Origin of the sequence: Clostridium sp. YIM B02569 (genome assembly GCF_022320765.1) — a bacterium.
GTDB classification, from domain to species: domain Bacteria; phylum Bacillota; class Clostridia; order Clostridiales; family Clostridiaceae; genus Clostridium; species Clostridium beijerinckii.
In genome coordinates this window covers 1-25,115 of the sequence record NZ_JAKJJX010000020.1, presented here as the reverse complement: position 1 = coordinate 25,115, position 25,115 = coordinate 1, and the positions used below count along the sequence as shown (strand labels likewise).

The 25,115-nt window shown below is 29.8% G+C and carries 25 protein-coding genes; 8 read left to right on the top strand and 17 right to left on the bottom strand.

All coding sequences use genetic code 11. The annotated features are described in order from the left end of the window. Positions 1-21 precede the first annotated feature (21 nt). From alr to L3B96_RS17670, 12 genes are all read right to left on the bottom strand, one after another. On the bottom strand, positions 22-1,152 hold the full coding sequence (gene alr / locus L3B96_RS17725; protein WP_077830124.1) for an alanine racemase: 1,131 nt from the start codon (positions 1,150-1,152) through the stop codon (positions 22-24). A gap of 21 nt (positions 1,153-1,173) precedes the next feature. Continuing rightward, positions 1,174-1,941 (bottom strand): 5-oxoprolinase subunit PxpA, encoded by a 768-nt coding sequence (locus L3B96_RS17720; RefSeq protein ID WP_077830123.1) that lies wholly within the window; start codon positions 1,939-1,941, stop codon positions 1,174-1,176. Between the two features lie 36 nt (positions 1,942-1,977). After that, positions 1,978-2,766, bottom strand: a complete 789-nt coding sequence (locus L3B96_RS17715; protein ID WP_238948207.1) for a putative hydro-lyase — start codon at positions 2,764-2,766, stop codon at positions 1,978-1,980. A 65-nt stretch (positions 2,767-2,831) separates the two neighbouring features. Next, entirely contained in the window at positions 2,832-3,905 is a 1,074-nt protein-coding gene (locus L3B96_RS17710; RefSeq protein ID WP_077830121.1) for a DUF4392 domain-containing protein, read from the bottom strand. A 10-nt stretch (positions 3,906-3,915) separates the two neighbouring features. Continuing rightward, on the bottom strand, positions 3,916-4,764 hold the full coding sequence (locus tag L3B96_RS17705) for a D-amino acid aminotransferase (RefSeq protein WP_077830120.1): 849 nt from the start codon (positions 4,762-4,764) through the stop codon (positions 3,916-3,918). Between the two features lie 254 nt (positions 4,765-5,018). Continuing rightward, entirely contained in the window at positions 5,019-5,474 is a 456-nt protein-coding gene (locus L3B96_RS17700; RefSeq protein ID WP_077830119.1) for an Lrp/AsnC family transcriptional regulator, read from the bottom strand. 13 nt (positions 5,475-5,487) lie between these two features. Next, the gene (locus tag L3B96_RS17695) at positions 5,488-6,111 is read right to left on the bottom strand and encodes a cytidylate kinase-like family protein (protein ID WP_077830118.1); all 624 of its coding nucleotides are present in this window, start codon (positions 6,109-6,111) and stop codon (positions 5,488-5,490) included. An 87-nt stretch (positions 6,112-6,198) separates the two neighbouring features. Further along, the gene (locus L3B96_RS17690) at positions 6,199-6,903 is read right to left on the bottom strand and encodes an ABC transporter ATP-binding protein (protein WP_012058971.1); all 705 of its coding nucleotides are present in this window, start codon (positions 6,901-6,903) and stop codon (positions 6,199-6,201) included. A 1-nt stretch (position 6,904) separates the two neighbouring features. Continuing rightward, positions 6,905-7,675, bottom strand: coding sequence for an ABC transporter ATP-binding protein (locus L3B96_RS17685; RefSeq protein ID WP_012058972.1), 771 nt, complete (start codon positions 7,673-7,675; stop codon positions 6,905-6,907). A 1-nt stretch (position 7,676) separates the two neighbouring features. Then, positions 7,677-8,723 carry a branched-chain amino acid ABC transporter permease gene (locus tag L3B96_RS17680; RefSeq protein ID WP_077830116.1) on the bottom strand — a complete coding sequence of 349 codons (1,047 nt, stop codon included), beginning with the start codon at positions 8,721-8,723 and terminating at the stop codon, positions 7,677-7,679. Between the two features lie 9 nt (positions 8,724-8,732). Further along, a complete protein-coding gene (locus tag L3B96_RS17675; RefSeq protein WP_017210653.1) occupies positions 8,733-9,617 on the bottom strand; it encodes a branched-chain amino acid ABC transporter permease in 885 nt (294 codons plus the stop codon). 103 nt (positions 9,618-9,720) lie between these two features. After that, positions 9,721-10,902 (bottom strand): ABC transporter substrate-binding protein, encoded by a 1,182-nt coding sequence (locus tag L3B96_RS17670; RefSeq protein ID WP_077830115.1) that lies wholly within the window; start codon positions 10,900-10,902, stop codon positions 9,721-9,723. A gap of 819 nt (positions 10,903-11,721) precedes the next feature. Between L3B96_RS17670 and L3B96_RS17665 the strand changes: the two genes are divergently transcribed. Then, positions 11,722-12,822, top strand: a complete 1,101-nt coding sequence (locus L3B96_RS17665) for an FIST N-terminal domain-containing protein (RefSeq protein ID WP_238948206.1) — start codon at positions 11,722-11,724, stop codon at positions 12,820-12,822. Positions 12,823-12,838: 16 nt separating this feature from the next. Continuing rightward, complete coding sequence (locus tag L3B96_RS17660; RefSeq protein WP_238899006.1) at positions 12,839-13,822, top strand: methyl-accepting chemotaxis protein; 984 nt, start codon at positions 12,839-12,841, stop codon at positions 13,820-13,822. 120 nt (positions 13,823-13,942) lie between these two features. On the opposite strand, the gene L3B96_RS17655 is transcribed toward L3B96_RS17660, so the two are convergent. The 3 genes from L3B96_RS17655 to L3B96_RS17645 form a co-directional block, all read right to left on the bottom strand. Beyond that, positions 13,943-14,479 (bottom strand): DUF6155 family protein, encoded by a 537-nt coding sequence (locus tag L3B96_RS17655; RefSeq protein WP_238948205.1) that lies wholly within the window; start codon positions 14,477-14,479, stop codon positions 13,943-13,945. 320 nt (positions 14,480-14,799) lie between these two features. Continuing rightward, positions 14,800-15,405 (bottom strand): retron system putative HNH endonuclease, encoded by a 606-nt coding sequence (locus tag L3B96_RS17650; RefSeq protein WP_238948204.1) that lies wholly within the window; start codon positions 15,403-15,405, stop codon positions 14,800-14,802. Further along, positions 15,392-16,549 carry an ATP-binding protein gene (locus tag L3B96_RS17645; RefSeq protein ID WP_238948203.1) on the bottom strand — a complete coding sequence of 386 codons (1,158 nt, stop codon included), beginning with the start codon at positions 16,547-16,549 and terminating at the stop codon, positions 15,392-15,394. Before L3B96_RS17645 ends, L3B96_RS17650 begins: the two co-directional genes overlap by 14 nt. A gap of 441 nt (positions 16,550-16,990) precedes the next feature. Between L3B96_RS17645 and L3B96_RS17640 the strand changes: the two genes are divergently transcribed. Both L3B96_RS17640 and L3B96_RS17635 read left to right on the top strand, forming a co-directional pair. Beyond that, positions 16,991-18,730 (top strand): ATP-binding cassette domain-containing protein, encoded by a 1,740-nt coding sequence (locus L3B96_RS17640; RefSeq protein ID WP_238899004.1) that lies wholly within the window; start codon positions 16,991-16,993, stop codon positions 18,728-18,730. Between the two features lie 103 nt (positions 18,731-18,833). Then, on the top strand, positions 18,834-19,763 hold the full coding sequence (locus L3B96_RS17635) for a metallophosphoesterase (RefSeq protein WP_017210660.1): 930 nt from the start codon (positions 18,834-18,836) through the stop codon (positions 19,761-19,763). A gap of 211 nt (positions 19,764-19,974) precedes the next feature. On the opposite strand, the gene L3B96_RS17630 is transcribed toward L3B96_RS17635, so the two are convergent. Further along, the gene (locus L3B96_RS17630; protein ID WP_238899002.1) at positions 19,975-21,063 is read right to left on the bottom strand and encodes a leucine-rich repeat domain-containing protein; all 1,089 of its coding nucleotides are present in this window, start codon (positions 21,061-21,063) and stop codon (positions 19,975-19,977) included. Between the two features lie 294 nt (positions 21,064-21,357). Here L3B96_RS17630 and L3B96_RS17625 point away from each other — a divergent pair, with 294 nt between their 5' ends. After that, a complete protein-coding gene (locus tag L3B96_RS17625; RefSeq protein WP_238948202.1) occupies positions 21,358-21,762 on the top strand; it encodes a (deoxy)nucleoside triphosphate pyrophosphohydrolase in 405 nt (134 codons plus the stop codon). Between the two features lie 104 nt (positions 21,763-21,866). Here the strand turns inward: L3B96_RS17625 and L3B96_RS17620 are convergent, their stop codons facing one another. Then, entirely contained in the window at positions 21,867-22,541 is a 675-nt protein-coding gene (locus L3B96_RS17620) for an NAD(P)/FAD-dependent oxidoreductase (protein ID WP_012058982.1), read from the bottom strand. Between the two features lie 318 nt (positions 22,542-22,859). Here L3B96_RS17620 and L3B96_RS17615 point away from each other — a divergent pair, with 318 nt between their 5' ends. The 3 genes from L3B96_RS17615 to L3B96_RS17605 all read left to right on the top strand — a co-directional run bounded on the left by L3B96_RS17615 (position 22,860) and on the right by L3B96_RS17605 (position 24,821). After that, positions 22,860-23,609, top strand: a complete 750-nt coding sequence (locus L3B96_RS17615) for an MBL fold metallo-hydrolase (protein WP_238948201.1) — start codon at positions 22,860-22,862, stop codon at positions 23,607-23,609. A 30-nt stretch (positions 23,610-23,639) separates the two neighbouring features. Then, on the top strand, positions 23,640-24,383 hold the full coding sequence (locus L3B96_RS17610; RefSeq protein ID WP_238948200.1) for an NADPH-dependent oxidoreductase: 744 nt from the start codon (positions 23,640-23,642) through the stop codon (positions 24,381-24,383). Positions 24,384-24,641: 258 nt separating this feature from the next. Then, the gene (locus tag L3B96_RS17605; RefSeq protein ID WP_017210666.1) at positions 24,642-24,821 is read left to right on the top strand and encodes a hypothetical protein; all 180 of its coding nucleotides are present in this window, start codon (positions 24,642-24,644) and stop codon (positions 24,819-24,821) included. The last annotated feature ends 294 nt before the right edge of the window (positions 24,822-25,115 follow it).

The window sequence follows — 25,115 nt, the reverse complement described above, 5'->3', positions numbered from 1 at the left end:
TTCATTATCCCTATATAATATTTAAGCTAATTCTCTGTAAAGTCTTTGAACTCTTTTCCCTATACCGCAGACAAACTCATAATTAAAGCTTCCAGCCATATTAGCTAATTCCTCAACATGAATAATATTTTCTCCATCTTTCCCAACTAAAGTTACTTCATCTTCAATCTTCACATTATCTATATGTGTAACATCCACCATCATTTGATCCATGCAAATCCTTCCTATAATTGGTGCATATTCTCCATGTATCAATACCCTTCCCTTTGAAGAAAGAGCTCTAGGATATCCATCAGCATATCCTACAGAAAGAGTAGCTATTTTTGTTTCATTTTTTGTAATATAGGTTTTCCCATAACTTACCCCATGACCTGCATCAACTTTATTTACATTTATCACATGGGTTTTCCATTGAAGCGCTGGTTTTAATGTAATAGCATTTTTATTAACTTCTTCAGATGGATATAATCCATAAGTAATTATTCCAGACCTCACCATATCAAAGCGATGATGATCAAATTCCATAATTCCAGCACTATTGCACATATGCTTAATAGGAATATTTATATCTCTTTCTTCTAGTAAAGCTACAAATTTATCATATTTGCTTATTTGCAATTTACTATAACTCTTATCCACTTCATCTGCTGTAGCAAAATGAGTAAACAAGCCTTCAACTACTAAATTTGAAAAAGTTAAAATCTCCTGAACTGCTGCTATTCCATCTTCATTTGCAGTAAAACCTATTCTAGTCATACCAGTATCTAAAGCAATATGAACTTTTGCCTCCTTTTTGCATATTTCTCCTACCTTTGACATTTCTTTAGCCATTTCAGTATTATACACAGTTTGAGTAATATTATTTTTAACTACTTCTATATATTGACTAGGTGAGGTGTATCCGAGAATTAATATAGGTAATTCTATTCCAGCTTTACGTAACTCTAGAGCTTCCTCTAAAGTAGCCACACCGTAATAATCTACTTCACTTTTAAGAAAATTACCTAATTCAGCAGCACCATGTCCATATCCATCAGCCTTAATTATTGCCATAATCTTCACACTTTTTTCTATTCGTTTTTTTGCTTCATTTATATTATGCAAAATAGCTTCTAAATCTATTTTCACATAAGTTCTAAAATATTCTCCCATAAAAAGCCTTCTTTTTATATATTAATATATTTTGTGTAGTGGAATTATTTCTATATTTTCTGCTTCAAGGCTATGCTTAATTTTTTTTACAAATTCCAATGCCTTAGCTCCATCTCCATGGACACATATAGAATCCACTTTAATTGGTATATCTTTACCCGTAATAGCTGTAACCTTATTTTCTTTTATCATCTTAATAACTCTTTTAATAGCAACTTCTTCATCTTCAATCATCGCTCCTTCTTTAGTCCTTGCAACTAAAGATCCATCTTCTTCATAAGCCCGATCAGCAAAGGCCTCTCTTGCCACTTTTAATCCAATATTTTGTGCAGCATTTATCATTTCACTTCCAGATAATGCAAGTAAAATCAGTTCAGGATTCACTTCATATATACCTTCACAAATAGCTTCAGCAAGTTTTAAATCTTTTCCCGCCATATTATATAAAGCCCCATGTGGTTTTACATGCTGCATTTTAATTCCTTGGGCTCTACAAAAAGAATCTAAAGCACCAATTTGATATTGCACCATAGCTTTAGCTTCTTTTGGAGATACATTCATATTTCTTCTTCCAAAGCCCACTAAATCAGGAAAGCCAGGATGAGCACCAATGCTAACGCCAGCTGCCTTAGCTAATTTTACTGTATAGTCCATTACAAGCGGATCTGCTGCATGAAATCCACAGGCTATGTTAGCAGAAGATATATATGAAATCACTTCTTCATCCAAACCAAGTTTATAGCTTCCAAAGCTTTCTCCTAAATCACAATTTAAATCTACTTTATACATAATTACCCCCGTTTGATCAGTTATGAGTTAAGCCTCTTAACTGAATTTAATGTCTATATTTTTAGTATCCGTTATAAGCATATGGCCAGGAGAATGTGTAATCACTATTTTAGGTTTAACATTCATAATCACAGATTGTGGTGTCACACCACAAGGCCAAAATACTGGAACTTCTCCTTCTTTTATTTTAACACTATCTCCAAAATCAGGCTTGCTAATGTCTGAAATTCCAATAACAGAAGGTTCTCCTATATGAATTGGTGTTCCATGAACCTTTGGCATTGCTCCAGTGACCATTACTGATTTAACAATTTGATTATAGGGAATAGGTCTCATGCTTACAACCATTTTTCCATTAAAGATCCCCGCTGGTTCACACTCTATATTGGTTATAAACATTGGCACGTTACAGTTTTCTTCTATATGCCTTACAGGTACTCCAGCCTCTAAAAGCTCTGATTCAAATGAAAAGCTGCAACCTATTAAAAAGCTCACAAAATCATCTCTCCATAAATGATCAACACTAGTATATTCACCAGTTAATATTCCATCTTCATAAACTCTATATTTAGGTATATCCTTAGCTATATCTGCATCTTCTGCAATATATCTCAAACTCCTGCTTCCCACATCACTAACTTCTAATATAGGACAAGCTTTTGGATTTCTTTGACTAAATAATAAGAAATCATAGGCTAACTCCTTTGGCAAGATAACCAAATTAGCTTGTGCATATCCAGCACACATTCCTGAAGTTGGTCCTGTAATTTTGCCTTCACGTATTAAATTTCGAACTTCACTCGGTTTCATCTTAGAATAATCCATAATTATCCCCTTCCTAATACTTATTCCTATATCACTACTTTCAAATCATTCCATGTGGGCAGCTCCTACACAACATTTTCATAAAAACCTAATTCAATAACTTTATCAAACCAAGTAGCACAGGTATCTTCTAATTTAATAGAATAAGATACACATTCTCTCATCAAATTAACTATTGAAAGATTCATTGATAATCCAAATCCATCTATAGCAGGTACAAGCCATCCATACATATCTATCATTCCACTTCTTGAAGCTACAACCATTGCTTCTTCTTGTAACTCTTTTGTATGTAGTATTTCTAAATCTTTCTTTAAATAAGCTATTGCTGCAATTAACCCATAACATCCCCAGTCTGAAACTGTTGCAGTAATAATATTATCTGCCTTTGTAGCTACTGCAATTCCACCATTACATCCACAATTACATTTTCCTTTAGCTGCATATGGAATATACTCTTCTAAATGTTCACTAATAGTTCCCATACCAATTTCATTTCCAAGATCTCCTATTGCTATATTAAGAACACCCTTGCCCTGTAATTTAGTAAATAAAATATCTTGTTTTGCCTCCAATTCAGTTACATTTAGTCCTACTGCATTATGATAAACACCAATTGGATTTGCCCCTGGACACTCAATGCTAATAACAGCGCTTGGTAATCCCTTAGCTATGATTTCATCAGCCTGCTTGGCAGCTACATTTTCATCCTTTGTAAATGGTATAGCTGCAATAGATATAGGATATTCTTTTAATTCCTCTATGCTATCATATAAGTGAACTCCTATTACTTGAGCTAAATTTTTTACAGCCTCCATATTATCTTTAGGACATATTATTACAGGTTTTACATTAAAAGCTTTAACTAAAGCTCTAGCTAATATCATAGAGCTAACAATTCCATCCATCTCAGCCTTTTTAAATGGAAGTAGTACAAAACCAGTCATTATATAGACTAAGTCGCCATCTTTTAAGGTGTTCACCAATTTTTTTGCTGCATTTGTAGTTAATGGCTCTTTTGTATACTCTCTTGCTGCAGAATATAAAATGCGGCATACACCATATCCCCTAGGGTCTAAATTCATTAAATTATCTAAATTCTCTCCCAAATTAAATATTGTTAATTCTTGTTGATTCATATTCCCCCTCCTATTCTGTTTTTGTTTCTTCTAAAAACTCATTTAACAATGCATCTTGTAATTTCTTTACAAGCTCTGGTGCTTTTCCACCTACAGGTATTCCATCTATTTCACTAGTTGCCATACAAAATTGACCTGAACTAGTAACAATAACTTCATCTGCCTCCATTAATTCCTTCAAGGTAAATGCTGTTTCATCTACAGGAATATTAAAGGACTTACACATTTTAATAAGGTGAGCTCTTGCTATACCAGGTAAAATTAAATTGTCTGTTGGAGCAGTTTTTAATATACCATCTTTAAGAATTGATACATTGCTATGTGCACATTCAGTTACTCTATCCCCTCTATGAAATACAGCTTCCTGACATCCTGCCTCTTCAGTTTTTTGAGATGCAATTACACTTGGTAATAAATTTAACGTTTTTATATTACAGTGTAAAAATCTAGTGTCTTCTAAAGTGATTAACTTTAATTTTTTTGACATATCCTTAATATTTAAAGGCTTTAACATAATCCATAGATTTGCAGGAACCTCCTCTCCAGGAAAAGCATGATTTCTCATTCCAGTTCCTCTGGTAATTTGCCAATATACAAATTGTTCTCCTGAATCAACCTTTAATACCATCTCCTTAAGAATTTCTTTTACTTGCTCCTTTGAATAAGGAATTTTAATTCCCAATAAGCCAGCACTGTTGTAAAATCTTTCAATATGCTCCTCCAATGCAAAAATCTTGTGATTTCTGCTATAAGTAGCATCATAAACTCCATCTCCAAAATAACAAACACGATCAAGCATTGGCACTGTCATTTCCTCTAATAATCCAAACTTTCCATTATAATAACCTAAATTCTCCATTTTGTTTTCCTCCTTAAATTTTTAAAATAAAAAAACCAGACATATTTTAGACCTTTGAATTTGACTTCTTCGTCTAAAGTATATCTGGTTTTTCTTTGAAACTAATACTATATTCATATAGTATATCCCGCAGAAATATTTTTCAATATTTTTTAAAATTCCAGTTAATTTTATTGTTATTTGCTATATTACCAAAATTTTTTCTTATATTTTAAAAAAATCAATTATAAACCTCAAATTTTTAATATGCCTATTTACTCTTCTACCTCTGGTATTACACTAAATGTATTTTTTATATTTTTTAAAACAAAATGCGTTTTAGTTGCTGATACTCCTTCTATACTTTTTATTGCACGATGAATTTTCTCAAGATGATCAGATGATTGACAAATTATTTTAAGCATAAAATCATAATCTCCAGTTAGATAATAACATGAAACAATATTATCATTGCCTTTAATTGCTGAAGTAAATTTATCATAGAACTTTGGATGTTCAAGACTAACTTCCATTAAGGCACACACATCATTATCTAATTTTTTTTGATCTACTATTATTGTATAATTTTGAATTACCTTGCTTTTCTCCATTTTATGTATGCGTTCAAGGACTGCTGAAACTGACAAATGAATTTCATTACTTATAGAGGCTGCTCTAATTCTGGCATTTGATTTCAAACACTTTAATATTTTGTAATCCATTTTATCCATAACTATCTCCTTATTAAGAATTCATTCTTAACTTAATATATTCTTTAATATATTTAATACAATTTTCAATTCCTAATTTGCTAGTATCAAGAGATAAGTCATAATTCTTTACATCTTCCCATTTGTTCCCTGTGTGGTAATAATAGTATCCTCTTCTATACTTATTCAATTTCTTAATTTGCTTAGCAGCCTCTTTTTCTGAAATACATAACCTTTCCATTTGATGTTTAATACAATACTCATTAGATGCATGAATAAAAATCTTAAATACATTAGTATTATCCTTTAAAATATAATCTGCACAACGCCCTATTACAACATAAGATTCTCTTTCTGCTAATTCCCGCAATATCTTAGCTTGATAGTTAAATAAATTATCATTTGAAGTAAAATCATTACTTTCTGGTGGAATCAATTCACCTTCATATACCTTCTTTGACACCATATATAGTAAACTACTTTTAACATGCTCATCTGCATTTGCAAATAGTGATTCATTAATCCCACTATCCTCTGATGCTAAACGTAATAATTCTCTATCATACATATTAATTTTAAGATCCTTTGAAATCATTTTACCTATTGTTGTTCCACCACTTCCACAAGTTCTTGTGATTGCAATTACAAACCTATCCATATTGCCTCCCCCTTTATTTAATAGTGTAAATTACTTTTTTATTTTTTCATAACTTACTTTACACTATCATTTCATATAACCATCCTTTTATTCTCCTAAGTATGCTTTTCTAACAGAATCGTCATGTAATAAATCTTGTGCTAATCCTTCTAATACAACACTACCTGTTTCTAAAACATAACCTCTATCAGCTATTTGAAGTGCAGCATTTGCATTTTGCTCTACTAAAAGAATTGTTGTTCCAGCTTTACGGATGTTTTTTATTATTTCAAATATTTCTTCAACTACAATAGGAGCAAGACCCATTGATGGTTCATCAAGCAATAATAATTTAGGTTTTGCCATTAACGCTCTCCCTATTGCAAGCATTTGCTGCTCACCACCTGACATAGTTCCTGCAAGCTGCTTCCTTCTTTCCTTTACTCTTGGAAATAATGTAAATACCTCTTCCATTGATACTTTAATTTCAGATTTACTCTTTCTTAAATAAGCTCCTAATAAAAGATTTTCTTCTATTGTCTGATCACCAAATACTCTTCTTCCTTCTGGAACTTGGCTAAGACCATAAGATACTATCTTGTGTGCTCCAATATTACTAATCATTTTGCCGTCATAAGTGATTTCACCAGATTTAATTGGATTTAAACCGCTAATTGCTCTGAGTGTACTAGTTTTCCCAGCACCATTAGCTCCAATTAAAGTTACAATTTCTCCATTATTTACTTCTAAACTCAAATCGTGAATCGCATGAATTGCACCATAAGATATATTAATATTTTCTACTTTTAACATATTATTGTGCCGCCCCCTTTCCTAAATACGCTTCAATTACTTGTGGATTTTTTTGAATTTCTTTTGGAATTCCTTTAGCAATAATTTCGCCAAAAGAAAGTACATAAATGTATTCACATACATTCATTACAAGTTTCATATCATGTTCGATAAGTAAAATAGATATTTTAAACTCATTTTTTATCCAGCGAATAAGTTCAGTAAGTTCCACTGTTTCTTGAGGATTCATACCAGCGGCTGGCTCATCAAGAAGTAAAAGCTTAGGTTTAGCTGCTAATGCTCTAGCTATTTCTAATCTTCTTTGTTTACCATAAGGGAGATTACTCGCAAGCTCATCTGCACTATCGTCTAATTTAAAAATTTTTAATATTTCTAAAGCCTCTTGCTTCATTTTTTGTTCCTCATAAATGTGAGCTGGAGTCTTAATAATAGATGTAAACAAACTAGATTTTGCTTGAAAGTTAAAACTAATCATAACATTTTCAAGTACAGTTAATTCAGTGAAAAGTCTAATATTCTGAAATGTTCTAGCAATATGCTTTGATGTAATATCATAAGGTTTAGTTCCATCAATACGTTCACCATTTAATTGTATTTTTCCTTCTGTTGGTTTATATACACCAGTAAGCATATTAAAAAGAGTTGTTTTACCTGCACCATTTGGACCTATAAGACCAATTAATTGATGTTCCCCAATTTCCATATTTACATCAGAAACGGCAGTAAGACCACCAAATTTTATTGTTAATTTTTCTACTGAAAGTAAAGACATACTAATCACCAGCCTTTTCGCTTTGAACTATATTTTTTGTAGAGTTTTTCCCGAATTTTTTAAAAAATTTTATTATATTATCTACTGTAATTTCCCTTGTTCCAAGAATACCTTGTGGACGGAAAATCATCATGAGCACAAGCATAACAGCATATATTAAAATACGATATGTCTTAAACACCTCACTAAGTCCTCTTAAACATTCAGGTAAATAAATAAGAATTGAAGTTCCAATTACAGTTCCTGATAAACTTCCCATTCCACCAAGTACTACATAAGTTATTAACTCAATTGACTTTGAAAATGCAAAGCTTGCTGGATCAATAAAAGAATTAAAGTGTGCATATAAGCCCCCAGCAAGACCAGCCATACTGCTACCTATAATAAATGCAATCATCTTGTATTTAGTAGAATTTATTCCCATGGCTTCTGCTGCTATTTCATCTTCTCTAATTGCCATAATTGCTCTACCTTTTGAAGAATGAATTAAATTTTTTAGTATCGCATAACAAATTGCTACACCTATTAATACTATTAAGAAAGAAGTGCTTCCTGGTATTCCTGAAATCCCTCTAGCACCACCAACATAATCTACATTTTGAATTACTACCTTTACTATTTCTCCAAACCCTAAGGTACAAATAGCTAAATAATCCCCTTTAAGTCTTAATATTGGATATCCAATTAACGCTGCTAAAATTCCAGCTAATATGATTCCTACAAGTAAGGCAATTGGAAAGGGCATATTAAAATTTTTAGTCATTATTGCAGATCCATATGCTCCTATTGACATAAAAGCAGCATGTCCCATAGTAAATTGACCAGTAAACCCTAATATAAGATTAAGACCTAAGGCTGCAATTAAAAAAATACCAATTTGTTTCATAATTCTAAGTATATAATCACCAATTATTCCTTGGTTTACAAGAAACATTAGAAACACATAAATTAAGGCAAGGACAACTGTTGTAATCATATATCTCGTATATGTGGTTTTAACCAAGCTTAAGCTTGGATTATCTTCATTTTTGCTTATCTTATTTGCCATTTTTATCACCTACACCTTCACATTGTTTTTCTTACCAAATAAACCTGTTGGTTTTACAATAAGAATTATAATTAAAATTGAAAAAGCAATTGCATCTGATAATCCTGAACTAATATATACCTTTGATAAAGTCTCAATAAGCCCCATTGCAAGTCCACCAAACATGGCCCCTGGTATAATTCCAATGCCCCCAAGAACAGCAGCTACGAAAGATTTAAGTCCTGGCATAACACCCATAGCAGGCTCAAGTCTAGGATATAGCATACCAACAAGTACACCAGCTGTGGCAGCTAGTGCTGAACCTAAAGCAAAAGTTAAAGAAATTACTCTATTAATATTTATTCCCATTAATGCTGCTGCATCTCTATCATAAGAAGTTGCCCTCATTGCTCTACCTGTTCTAGTTTTATTTACGAGGTATTGTAATGCAACACATAATATAATAGTAATAGCAAGTGCTATTATTTGAAGATTACTTATTGTTATTGCCCCAATTTTATAAGAAATTAAAGGAATTACTTGTGGAAAATTTCTAGTATTTGGACCTGCAACAAAATCAGCTTTTACAAAGTTTTGTAATATAAGTTCCATTCCCATTGTAGTTATTAACAATGTTACATTAGGTGAATTTCTAAGTGGTTTATAAGCAATTCTTTCAATTAACATACCTAAGACAGCACATGAAACCATAGAAAAAATTAAACATGGAATAAATCCAAGGCCTAATACAGTTGCTGCAAAGTACCCTAAGAAAGCACCAACCATATAAATATCACAGTGAGCAAAATTAATTAATTTAATAATTCCATATACCATAGTGTAGCCAATAGCTATTAATGCATATACACTACCTAGGCATATACCATTTACAATTTGTTGTAATAAAGTACTCATGTACACCTCTCCTTTATAAGAGGCTATATCTCTAGGTCTACTTAAATTACAGCTTACCCCATTAATATAGCCGCTAAACAATAAAATTTAATTTTCTTTAGAATTATTTAACCTCAGTTTCAAATTCAAATTGTCCGTTTACAACTTTATTAATAACTACGCTCTTAATTGGGTTATGTTTATCATCAAATTTATAATGTGTAGTTCCACAATCTGCATCTAACTTAGCCATTGCATCTTTAATAGCATTTTCATCTGTGCTGCCTGCTTTTTTAATTGCTTCTGCTAAAATGTATACTGAATCATAACTAAGTACTGAGAATGCACTAGGATCACCATTATATTCTTTTTTGTAATTTTCAACGAACTTTTTAATTGATGCATTATCTGATTTTAACGATAAGTGATCTGTAAAGTAAGATCCTTCAATGGCGTCTCCACCAACTTTTACAAGACCTGGATCACTCCATGAATCACTACCTAAGAATGGTGCCTTTATACCAATTTCTCTTGCTTGTTTTGCAATTAATCCAACAGTTGAGTAGTTATCTGGAAGATAAATTACATCCACATTTAATTCTTTTATTTCAGTTAAAAATGCTTTGAAATCACTTTCTCCTGCATTGTAAGTTTTTTCATATGCTACAGTACCACCCGCCGCTTCAAAGTTTTTCTTGAATTCTTTTGAAATACCTACACAATAATCATTACCAATATCATAAAGCATTGCTACTTTTTTAGCTTTTAAATTTTCTGACGCGAATTTTGCACCAACTTGACCTTGTAATGGATCTATAAAACATGCTCTAAATACATAATCTCCACCTTCAGTAGTAACTTTCTCATTTGTTGACCCCGGAGTAATCATAACTACTTTTGAATCTTTTGCAACTGCTGCCATTGGAATTGAACATTTACTTGCATATGTTCCGACTACTGCCGAAACTTTATCTTGTGTAATTAACTTTGTAATAGCATTTGGCGCTGTTGCTGCTTGATTTTGATCATCTTCTGAAACAAGCTCTAACTTTTTACCAAGAACGCCACCAGCATCGTTTATTTCTTTTACTGCAAGTTTAGATCCGTTTTCCATTGCTGCACCTAAAGCCGGAACATCACCAGTTAATGGAAATACTCCTCCAATCTTAATTGTATCTCCACTAGCTGCACTTCCCCCATTTGAACTTACTTTAGCTGTCTCACTACACCCCATAACCATTGTTGCTGTCATTGCTAATACAGTTACTACCCCCAATATTCTTTTGAAAAATGTCTTTTTAATCATAAATATCTCCTCCAAATTTTCAATTTTTTATTTAACACTAGTCCTGTTTTATACAAAAAAAAGCGCCTATAAAATCTTCCTTGATTTTATAGACACCTTTGTCATATAGTTAATATTTTTAATCTTATTTTATGTTTACGCCATATTATGCATAATAATATTTACTTTTCTATTTTGAATATATTCCCAAGAGTTATTGTAGTATAATTTTTTAACGTTAAAATTATTGTAAAAAAATAGCTGGTGTGATTAACACCAGCCATTGTGTATAAATCTATTATACGGTATGTTGTGCAATTGTCAATAACAATTATGAGAATAATTGTAATTTCAAAAATATTTTCAGTTTTTTCTTAATATTCAATATTTTTTTCGCTTTGTATAATTATTGTTATAAGTTCATCAAGTGCTTTTTCCTTAGTACTGTACTTGTTCACCATATTGTCCGGATAATTTTTTCTTTATGATTCATTACAATAGGAAGCTGCCGCTTTGATATAATCTTTTTTATATTTTAACACATTTCCTTGTATTTGAGATAAAAAAGGAATCGCTTGAAATTAGCATTTTTCCAAAAATCTTGATCTAAATTATAAGTATTTTTTGTATACTCAGAATTATGCCGAAAAATATAAAGATGTACTTACAAAACTATAGGTTAAGATCATGTAAATAATCCAATATTTTCATTGACTTTTATTTATGCAGTACGTACAATTATCAATAAATAGACAAATTTATTGATATAATGAGTAATTTTCCATAATAAAAAATTTATTGAATGTAATGTTATGCACTTTATTATAGAAGGTGGTACGTATGAATTATAAAGTAGGAAAAAGTTCAAAAGGTGACTTAGATGAAGCAGTATCAGAAGCTACGCTTGGGCTTAAAGCACCCAAATTAATTTTATTTTTTTCCAATGTTGAACCTTTTGAAGAATATTCTAAGAAAATTAAAGAAAAATTTCAAAGCAGTATTATTATTGGTTCCACAACATTTGCAGGCTTTTGCATGGATGGGGCTTATAAAAATTCACTGATGGTTATGGGGATTGAGGATGGAATTGAATGTTATGCTGATATATTAGAAGAGGTAGATAAATATCCTCTTAAATACATAGACAGAGTTACTAAATGTGTTAATAATTTTCGTGATAAATCTAATACCATATGCTTTGAAATTTCTACTGCTTTAATAAGCTGTGAAGAACTAGTTTTATCTACATTAAATTCAGTCCTTGATGAACATAAGATTCCCCTATTTGGCGGATCTGCTGGTGACAAAGGTAAGGCTGAAAAAACAATGGTTTCTTTTAACGGCATAGTACACAACAATACATGTGCTTTTGTAATCATCAAAAATTTAAGCGGTAAAATCAGATTATACAGAGAAAATATTTATAAAAAAACTGCTCATTATTTTACTGCCACTAAAGTAGATACAAGAAATCGTATAGTATATGAATATGATAATAAACCAGCAGCACTTGTTATGGCACAAGCATTAAACACCACTGTTGAAAATCTTCCTAAATATTTAGATAGTTATCCTTTAGGTAGAATTATTGGAAGTGACCTGTATATTACAGCGAACCAAATGGTTACTAAAAATAATGGAATGTCGTATCACGCGAAAGTATATAATAATTCAAAAATGGTTCTCTTAGAGCCTGATGATTATAAGAATGTAATTAATGAAACAATTGCTACTGTGAAAAAAGAAGTTCCAAATCCATCATTAGCTATTATGGTTAACTGTCTGGCAAGATCAATGCTTTTCGAAACAGATGGGTATTTAAATGAGTTTGCTAAAAATATGGGCAATGCTTTAGGTAACTATATAGGTTTTGCAGGTTATGGAGAACAGCTTAGAGATCAGCACTTTAATCAGACAATGGTTCTTGCTGTATTTGAATAGAATGAGGTAATGCGATATGAAGTGGTTTAAATTTAGAAAAAATAAAAATCAGAACGAAGAAGAAAATATTCAAGATGAACAGAATAACAAATTAAACACAGAAAAAGCGTCTAATTACGATAAATATGTTAACTATGGCATTTTACATATGGAAAAGAAATTTGGAGAATTCATGGATGAAGAAGTTAGGGTGACTCAATCCATTAAAGAAATCGACAATACATATTCAAAGATCAATGCCATACAAAATGTAATTAACAATATAGATTCTAATTTTAATGATTTTAGTCAATATGCTAATAAAATTAATGATGTTATGAATCGTTCTGACAGTGCAGTAAAGCAAGCAGATAATAAAATGGGTACGTTGGCAGATAAAATTAATGGAACATGTACTCAGCTAGATTCAATTACAGAGGCTTTTCATGAATTAGAAAATAACTCTAGAAACATTCAAAATATGTCAAATAGTATAACAGGCATAGCTAGCAATACAAATCTCCTAGCTTTAAATGCATCTATTGAAGCAGCAAGAGCTGGTGAAGCAGGTAGAGGTTTTTCTGTTGTAGCAGATGAAATTAGAAAATTATCCTTATCAACAACAGAATTAGTTAGTGGAATTGATAAAAGTGTTAAAGAATTATATGAAAGCATAGATTCTCTTAGAGAGGAAATTAGAAATTCTAAAACAGCAATTACTGATAACTATGAATATGCTCAAAATGTTCAAAAAGATTTCAAACAAGTAACTGATTGCACTATTGAAGCCAAAGAGTTTAGCCAACATATAATTAAAGGAATTGAACGTACAAGCTCTGAGATTAGTGGTGCAGTAACTGGTGTTGACTCTGTCACTGAGATTGTTAATTCTTTGGGTAATAAATTAGATACATTAAATTTAAGAATGAGCACAAGGTCAACTATTATCTGCGATATTATAAACTTTATGCAGCAGATTGAAAATTTACTAGCTGACTCTATTAATGATAATGGAAAATGATTAAACATAAAATATAACCAAGTGAAAATTCACTTGGTTATATTTTATGAAGCTCTCCTACATGAAGGAACTTTTATAACTAGGAGTAATAAGTCTATGCCTTTTACTTTATTAATATTTCTAATTAATATCATCATAATAATACTCATAATAAATATCTGACATATTATCTCCAAAACCCCATCCTATTCCTGCTGCTTTCACTTTTACTTCATGAGCCTGATCTGAAAATATTTCCTGTAAATCACATTTTTGTACATAATCTAATACATTTATATATGACTTTTCAATATTAATATAAAATTTTTCATCTATATCCCCATAATCTCTTGTAAATTTTATACCGATTTCAGTATAATAAAACATTAGCCTAGCAATTAACTCTGAGTTTGAAGTTAATTTTTTATATTCACGTATTGCCTCATTCACCTTTGAGTATCTTAATTTACCAAAATCTCTATCTGGAAAAAACTCATTTTTTATAATATTTTTATATTTTTCGAAAATTTCTACTTCAGATTGGGGTAATAATTTAGCTTTGTAATATTCTTTAACACTTGGATATAGTTTTACTAATTCAATAATCTCATTTATTAACTCATCGTCATTCCTATTTCTTAAATACTTTTTTAAATCATTTATTTTTAAATTATTCACGTATTATGACACCTCTCAGCTATTAAATATAATTTATATCATCAAAAATTCTATTATCCCATATGTTATATTTCAACATAACATAAATATATTAATCCTAAGAAATAGTGATTTCTTATATTATATATAAAAGCTGAGATTTTCCTAATGGTACAAATCTCAGCTTTTATAAAAATTATTTAACAATATCAAGCCTCATAATATTTGTATCTCCAAAGCCATTTAATATGTCTTATCCATTATGTTTCATATAAATTTTTAAATTGTAAGAAAGTTTTATTTAAAACAATGTTCCTTTAAAAAATAAACGATAAATCTATTTATAATTCCATAAACAACTTAATCAAGCTTGGAAAATTATGACCATCATCTAAAAAGTATTGTATATACTCACTATACTCTTCATAATTTTCTCTATAAACTTCTAACGCATCAATTAAAGCCTTTCTAGCTTCTTTTAGTTCATAGCTATTTAAGTTTAGAATATCTATTGTATAATTTGCTCTTAAATATTCATTACTATTTTTATCATTACTTTTAGGTATTATCTCACCACTTGCAATACTATAATAAAAATAATCATTAGGATTGTCTATAACTGGATTTATAAATTTATCATCATAATTATTCTTTTTATAAATTCCACAGCTATTCTTTTCATTACAAGAAACCAAAACATTATTATAATCCTGAAATTCTTTAGGGTACAAATCTCTTGGTTTTATATGTTCTATATGACCGTCATCATTTGTATATATTCTTTTTTCACAATAAGGACAATATTCTTCCTGCTCAACAAGTAATATATTTCCCTTGATTTTGTTTCTAATATCGTCCTTATTATAATCTTTCCACGATTTAGGAGTATGTTTTTTCTTATAATCTAATAAAAAGTCAGGTTCTTGTTCCTTATTAACCTTTAGCATTTTTTTTATTCCTAACTGATATATCCAATCTTATTCTCATAATATCTTTATCTAGATCTCCCAAATACGTTCTTAGATAATTAAATAAATTTTCAAATTCTTCTGTATTATATAAATTTCTATTTAATAAATCATATACTTTGTTTAATTTATCAGTGATATCTTCATTTCTTAAACTATCTAATTTCATAGTTGTACTTAAGATGTCTCCTATGCTTTTTCCATAAGTTTCACTTAATTTATCATTATCAACTAACTTAATTCCATTTTCATCTTTTGCCATTACTCTTAACTCATTAGACGTTATATTTCCAATTACATGAGGTGAGTGAGTTGCTATAATCAACTGATTATTATTTCCAATGCTCTTATATACATCAATTATCTTTCTTTGCCATTCAGGATGAAGTGATATTTCTGGTTCATCAATTAATATTATTGAATTATTTACTTCTAAAAACTTAAGCGACAATGCTCTTAAGAACAATTGCTTTTCCCCTGATGATAACCCAGTTATATCAAATTCCTTGCCTAAGCTATTTCTAAATATAGGTTTTGTCTCACTTGTTTCAGATAAACCTATCAATTTAATATCTAAATTCATAATAGAAAATATGCTGTTTATATCGTCGCAAACTTTATCTATAACTTCCCCTATAGTTTTATTTCTGTTTTTAAATATTTCTTTATTAATTTTTGTAGCTATAAATGATGGTATGTTTTGAGTCATATTTTGATCCACTATATTTTGAAAATATGGTGTAAAATTCAATGTATTATCGACTTTATTAATCTTTTCAAAATTAATTTCTGTTGGCATATACACTACTTTCGGATCAGTAGGATTATCTCCTAATTCAAAAACAATATCTGGACTTAATATTCCAATTTCATTGTTCTCTAACTTCACAGTTGCCGTATACAATGCAGGAGTCAGTTCCACCTTATTATCTCCTATTTCTTCATAACCACGTTCATCTATTTCAAATGAATCATAAATGCACTTTAACAAAGTAGTTTTACCAGCGCCATTTTCACCAATAACAACAATGGTATCTAATATCTTTCCATTATTATCTTTAAAATCTATCTCTAAATCATTAAATATTTCATGATTATTAAATTTTATTTTTTCTAATTTCATCTTATATCACCTCTCTTATCTTCAGGTCATTTTTCACATAATATTACTATCTAGCATTTCCCTTTAGCTCTCCCACTTATTAGGGATTATTTAACTTTATTTAATTCCTCAAAATTTATTTTTTATATTCATCATAATCAACATTCTCAAAAATACTATAGATTTTCTTTTATGCACTTTATTTTATATTTTGTTTTGATACTAACAATATTATAGCTAAATAAAGACAGTGTTTCAATACTCGCCCAGCTTTGAAATTTTCCTTCATTAGAGTAAAGATACATATCTTAAATCAAAAGCTGCTTCTTAAGCATACAATATATCTTTCACAAATGTTTATAAACTTCCCAATCTATGATACAATCAAGTGTAAAATTCTACGATATATAACATAATATAAATGATTATAAAATTTAATCATATGAAAAACGAGGTAATAAAATGATAAAAATTGATAACTTGTCGTACTCATTTCCAAATAAAGATCTATATCATAATATTTCATTTACTTTAGAAAATGATCAGCATTGTGCTTTTATAGGTTCTAGTGGTAGTGGAAAAAGTACACTAATAGATATAATCATGGATCCTGAGAACTATATGTTTGATGGTACTCTAGAGATTGATCCAAATTGCAGGATTGGATATGTGAGTCAGTTCTGTGAGGTAGATAACACAAAAGAAACAACAGTTTTCGAATATCTATGTGAAGATTATATTAAACTACAAAATGAGATAACTTCTATTTGTAGCTTAATGGAAACCTCTTCTGATATTGATGCCTTACTAGAAAAATACCAAGAAGCTTTAGATGCTCTTGATGTAATTGGTGGAGATGATTTTGAAAGCACTCTTAGTAAGAAATTAAATCTTGCAAACCTAAGTAAACTTAAGGATTCAAAGATATCTGATTTAAGTGGTGGAGAGTTTAAGCTTATCCAAGTAATTAGGGAAATGCTTAATAGTCCAGACTTAATGATTATGGATGAACCTGATGTATTTTTAGACTTTGAAAATCTTAATTCTCTTAAAAACCTAATAAATTCTCATAAGGGAATGATGTTAGTTATTACTCACAATAGATATCTATTAAATAATTGTTTTAATAAAATTATTCATCTAGAAAATCATGAACTCCAAGAATTTGATGGAAGCTATATAGACTATAACTTCACATTACTTCAAACTAAAATCGAGCTTCAAGAACTGTCTGTTGCTGATGATGAAGAAATTGAGAGAAACGAACGCATAATCAAGAGACTGAGAGATAGAGCTGAAGTTACAGGGGAAACTGCTGCTGGAAGGTATCTAAAAGGTAAAATGAAATTCCTAGAAAGATTAGAAGCTCGTAGAATAAAAAGACCTTTTGTTGAAATTAAGCAGCCTTATATCCGTTTAACTACTAACAATCAAGTTGAAGAAAAAGTTGCTTTAAAAGTTAACAATTATAGTGCTGGCTTTGATGAAATACTTTTAGAAAATGTTAATTTTGAGATTAAATCTAATGATAAAGTAGCTATTGTTGGGTTAAATGGTACTGGAAAAACTACTTTACTTAGAGATATCTTTAAAAATGACAACCCTGCTATTGAAATAGATTCTGAAATTGAAGTTGCATATTTATCACAGCTTCAAGGAGAAATATTAAATGAGTCTAATACAATACTTGAAGAATTCCTAGACGCAGGATTTAAAACTTATGATGATGTTGAAACTTACATTTCAAACTATGACTTTGAGGAAGAAAGAATCAACCAAAAAATAAAAGATTTATCAGGTGGCGAAAAGAATATACTTCAATTAGCTAAAATTTCTGCAAGCAAAGCAAATATGCTGCTTTTAGATGAGCCAACAAGCCATTTAGATATATATTCACAAATGGCCCTTGAAGAAGCCATCTCGAAATATAATGGTGCTATTTTAATGATATCTCATGATTACTATTCTATAATTAATTGCGTAGATTATGTTTTACTCATTGAAGATAAAACAATCAGAAAAATGAATATGAGAAAATTTAGAAAGATGATTTATGCGAAATACTTTGATAAAGACTATTTAGAAATTGAACAAAAGAAAAGAGACTTAGAAATGAAAATAGCCATATCTCTAAGAAACACAGATTTTGAACGTGCAAAAGCCTTATCTGAAGAGTTAGAAGCATTGATTAAATTGCTTTAAGCATGATAAAAAATGATATCTCACTAACATATATTCTTCTTTAAAAGGGCAGATTAACTACATATAATCAAATTAATTTTAAATATCATAAAAGAGGTGTACTATGATAGCGGAAAAAAAGCTCGCAGAAAAGCGATTAACAGAAGCTTATAAGAATGCTAAAATTGAATATTTTGATAACAACTCTAAATACATATTTTTCAGTGATTGCCATAGAGGTGATGGTACACCCTCTGATGAATTTGCAAAAAATCAAAATATTTTTTTATTTGCATTAGAATTCTATCTTAATAATGGGTATACTTATGTTGAAGTTGGCGATGGAGATGAACTTTGGGAACACTCTAACTTTAAACATATAAGACTTGCACATGATGAAGTATATGCTCTATTAAAAAAGTTCTTTGATTCTGATAGATTGATTATGTTATATGGTAATCACAATGTACACTTAAAATATAGCAATTATGTAGAAAAGAATTATTATAAATTCTATGATGAATATAACGAAGAAGAAATAGAGTTGTTTCCTGGGATTACACCGTATGAGGCAGTTGTGTTTAAACATAAAAACACAGGTCAGGAAATACTAACTGTTCATGGTCATCAAGGAGACAGAATGAATGATAATTTGTGGCGCTTTAATATGCTTACAGTAAGATATTTTTGGAAATTTCTTCACTCAATAGGATTCATAAATCCTGCAAGCCCTGTAAAGAGTTCTGAAAGGATTCATAAAATCGAGCGTATTTATAGTCATTGGATTAAAATGAATAAAATCATGATTATCTGCGGACATACTCATAGACCCCACTTTCCAAAAGTCAAGGAATTACCTTACTTCAATGATGGATCATGTGTTAGGGCAAGTGGAATCCAAGGAATTGAAATAGTAGATGGAAAAATTATGCTTATTGAATGGAAAATCAGAACTGATTCAGAGGGTATTCTTCATATAAAAAGAAAAATATTAAGGGGTCCTGAGCAAATTGAAAAATTTGACCTAAGAAATAATAAAACAAATATGAAATAAGCTATAATATCAGCAAATTCTTCTAAGAAATATTATTTATTAAAGCTGAGACTTTCTAAATATATATATTGCGATTCACAATGCACATTTCACAATTGCGGCTAAAATTCTTGCAATATTTTTAAAATTATCATTAAGAATTATTTTTGCAATATATATATAAGAAAATCTCAGCTTATAAAATTACTAATTTACTACTTACTGTTTAATCTTAGGAATTCCCTACAATTTTATTATAATCTATACCAGCTTTAATTAAAAGTTGTTTCACTGACTCACTTTTTACATTAAACAAAGTATTTTTACATCCATTAAATGCTCCTTGTTCTATTTTAGTTATACTGTCAGGAAGAACTATGTTTGTTAAGTTAATGCAGTTTTGAAATGCACTATGCTCTATTGTTATAACAGTATTAGGAATTTTTATACTGCTTAAGTTTGTACATCCATAAAAAGTACCAATTCCTATATCTATAACTCCATCAGGAATAGTTATACTGCTTAAATTCTTACATCCATCAAAGGCACTACTTCCTATGCTTGTTACAGTGCTAGGTATTTCTATGCTTTTTAAATTTACTCCTCCAGAAAATGCATTCCATCCTATATCTGTCACACCATCTGGAATTGCGTATTTTTCATCAACTTTCCCAACAGGATAATTTAACAATTTAGTTCCATTTTTGCTATACAATACTCCATCAACGCTCTTAAAAGTTATATTGTTGCTATCTACAGATATATTTTTTAAGTTTGTGCATCCTGATAATGCATATCCATCTATACTTTGTACACTAGCAGGAATGTTTATGCTTGTTAAACCCGTACACCCAAAAAACGCTGATCTTCTTAAGGCTGTTATACCATTTGGAATAGTTATATTTGTTATATTCTTATTTAGATAAAATGCTTTATTTCCTATACTTTTTATTGCAACATTATCAATTTTATCTGGAATTACAACATTGCTGTCATTACCTAAATAAGCCATTATTACACCAGTTTGTTTATAAAAAGCCCATGCTCCTTCTATTGTGACATTTTGAAATTGACCACTACTATTAATGACATTATCCCCAAACTCATTTGGCGTACTACCTAACATATAGCCTTTTGTATCAAAATAATATAAACTTCCATCAATTACTCTCCAGCCTGTAGCCCATGAATTTCCTTCTGAATACCACCAGCCTTTTTTATCTTGCTTCCATTCTGCATTTGCACCTATTGGATTTAACATTAATACAGAAGCTACTACCAAAGCACTAGCAATTACTTTTGTTAATTTCAATTTTTTCATATTATCCCCCTATTTTTCCTAAAGTTATAAAATACCATTTTATTGTATTTTAACATAATTATAAATAATATTCCATAATGTTGTTTATTGTTAACTTTTTTCATTTTTATCTTCTTAACTTTTTAAAAAAGAAAAAAGTTTTATTTAAACCTTTGTTCCTTTTTAAAAATATTTAATGAAAACTTTGAAAAAATGCTTATTATTAACAAGGTTTATTTAAAATAAGGTTTAAATTTTATAAGTTTATTTGAAAATACAATCCGTATACTATAAAATATTTTTTGAGGTGTTATGATGAAAAAAACTATTAATGTTGTAGCTGCAATTATAAAAAATGATAACGGAGAAATATTATGTGCTTTACGCTCACCTATTATGAAATCGCCAAATCTTTGGGAGTTTCCCGGTGGTAAAATAGAGGCTAACGAAACTCCAAAAGAAGCTATTGAAAGAGAAATTTTTGAAGAATTAAATTGTAAAGTGCGATATATTAATATACATAATGAAAATAAACATGAATATGATGATTTTATTGTAAATTTGATAACAACTAACTGCGAATTAGTAAATAGCTATCCTAAAGCTAATGAACATGCAGCTTTATTATGGCTGAAGCCAGAAAGTCTGCTTTCTTTGAAATGGGCTCCTGCAGATATTCCTGCTGTGCTTGAAATAATAAAAAATCATGCTATTATTTAGCATGATTTTTTACACTATTAGATATATTAAATTTAAACTAATTGATTTGTTCATTAATTTGAAAATTTTCTATTCAGATAAAGCCCTGTATTAAAATTTTCACTTTATAGATAACTATTAAGATTTATTTGTTCTTTGAACTCATCTAATCCTACTCTATCTATGTAATCGCCTAATCTTTCTCTGTTAGTTGCATTTTCTCTATATACTTCAATAACTTTTTCTATTAAATCATATACCTTTTCTTCTGATACAGAAAGTGCTATTCTATCTGCTATTCTTGGTCTTGCTCCACCTTTTCCGCCAACATAGAACATCCATCCTTTTCCGCTTCCTATTAATCCTATATCCTTAAATGCACTATCTGCACAGCTATGAGGGCAACCACTTACTCCCATTTTTAATTTATTAGGTAATTCTTTTCCATGATATAAGCTGTCCAATTTTGAACCAACTGCCACTGAATTTTGAAGACCTCTTTTACAAAAAGTAGTTCCTGGACATACTTTTATACTTCTTACACATAGACCTACTGCTGCACCTGGGTCCATCCCTAGATCATCCCAAGCGTTATCTAAATCTTCTTCTTTTAATCCAACTAATGCAATTCTTTGAGCTCCTGTAACTTTAATAGCTGCTGCATTATATTTTTCAGCTACATCTGCAATATTTCTTAAAATCTCTGGAGTTACAAGTCCAGCGGTTAAATGTGGAGCAATTGCATATGTTTCCTTATCCCTTTGTAATATTGCCCCTTTTTCTAATAAATCAGTTTTCATCGCGTATCTCTCCTAATTCTAATTCTCAAAATAAAGTATTAATGTTATATAATAATTTCTATTAGTTATTGTATCATATTTATAATCCAACCTCTAGCTAAAACACGATATTCGAAATATTCTGAACATATAGAGAATATATAATATATGGTATATATTTAAATTAAATTCTATTCATTAGATGCCAATATTTATGTACCTCAAGTTCATGCTTTAAATTATTTAAACTAAAATACGATTGACAAATTTAATTTTATTCAATATAATTTAGTCATATCGAACACTGTATAAAGATTAATTATATCGGAGGAATAGATTATGAGAATTTTAGCATTGGAATTTTATAAAAATGGAAGAATGAAAGAATCTTTTGCATTTGGAGGATCACTTGAAAAAGAAAAAATTAATATAAACAAAGATTACCCTGCAAGCCTGCAAAATTATTTAATAGATACTGGAAAAGAGGTTATTCTAGTAGACACAGGTTTACCAGTTGAGACTCCTGATTTTGAAGATAAACCTGATCAAGCCTTATATATGGGTGAAAAAATTGCTAATTTTAAAGAAGCACTAAAAAATGTAGGTTATGCTCCAGAAGATATTAGTAAAGTAGTTTTAACTCATAAACATCCCGATCATGCCGGCGAACTTAGAATGTTTAATCATGCAAAGATTTATATATCAAAAATAGAGCTTGAGGCTATGAGTGTTGCAGGTGACAATTTAGTTGAAGTTAATTTTACTGATGGACAGTATAAAAACTTTAATAAAAGCCAAATTATAAGTGAAAATATTTATATGCTGCCAGCTTATGGACATACTACTGGAAATTCATTAATTGTTGTTTACGATAACGGTATTCACTACATGATTCATGGCGATGTTACTTACACAGACGAAGCTTTAAGGCAAAACCAATTATCTGTTGTCTTTGAGGATAAAGGACAAGCAATTGAAACATTAAATAAAGTCAGAACTTTTCTAAAAGAAAATGATACAGTTTATTTATCAACTCATACTCCAGAAGGTGTAACTTCCCTTAAAAATAAGACTATAATGAAATTGTAATAAATCGTAAAATTGAAAGGATTGAATAAAATGAATAATACAATAGAAAATATAAAAAATCATAGATCAATTAGACAATATTTAGATAAGGATATTTCAGATGAAATCATAGATGAAATAATAAAAGCTGCCCAAGCCATGCCTAATTCAATAAATGGTCAGCAAACAACTGTCATAGCTATAAGAGATAAAGCAAAAAAAGAAAAACTTGCAGAACTTGTTGGAAATCAAGAATATGTGGCTAAAGCTCCTGTTTTCTTAGTTTTCGTAATGGATTTTTATAGAACTTACTTGGCTGGAGAAAAAACTGGTTCTAAGCAAATAATACATGAAGACATTGAAAGTGCTCTAGTTGGTGCTGTAGATAGTGGAATTACTTTAGGTGCAGCAATAATTGCAGCTGAATCTCTAGGCCTTGGAACTGTTCCAATTGGTGGAATAAGAAAAAATCCAGAAGAAGTTATAGAACTCTTAGATTTGCCTAAATATACATTCCCACTTGTAGGCCTTGCAATTGGATATCCTTCAGATGAATCACACCAAAAGCCAAGAATTCCATTTGAAAGCTTTAGACACAATGATACTTATAACAAAGAAGCTATAGAAAATTCTATTGATAGCTACGATGAAGAAATGGAAGCTTACTTAAAAGACATCGGCAGATATGACAAAGAAAAAAATTGGAGTACTTTAACTTCAAGTATCTATCAAAATATATATTATCCAAAAGTTAAGGATGCAATGAAGAAACAAGGATTTACCCCTGCAAAATAAATTTCTCTAATAAAGAGTACCAATCATATTCCCATTATGATTGGTACTCTCTTTGCATTTTTAATGTTTTTTTCAATTTAATGTTTTACGTTATTAAAACTAATACCCCATATCATCCATTTATTCAAATCTTAATTCTTAATATTTCTTCCTTATTTAGTTTTGAGTATTTTTTTAAAAAAATTTTAAAAGAAGGAATATTCAAAATATTTAGAATATGATATAATAAGATAAAAATATATAGAGGTGGTATGCTTTATGGAGAAATATGGAGATCATGAAATAATCGTAATACAGAATAATGAAAATCAATACCCATATAAGGCAATTGCAAAAATAGGTGATAATGAGATAAAGCATAAAGGACAGAGTAAGTCTGAAGCAATTGATCTAGTTAAGCAAAGCATTAATAAGTTAAAATCTAAAAATATAATTTAACTGTAGTATAAGTAAATTCAAACGAATGAAAACTATTACACTTAAAATATTAGGTATGGAAACTACATATAACCCCCGACAGATGTCGGGGGTTTTTATCTTAGAAATAGAAAAATAGACTTCTTTATTACCTCTTCATAAGAACTACTCGCTCTCACAACATTAAAACGTCATCGAGTCTGTCAAGACTTTCGTGTAAACTTCAAAAAGTAATATGTTTATTTATAAGGTTGGAGGTAGAATAAAACTTCCAACCTTAATTTTATAGTTATTCAATATTATTACATTATATAT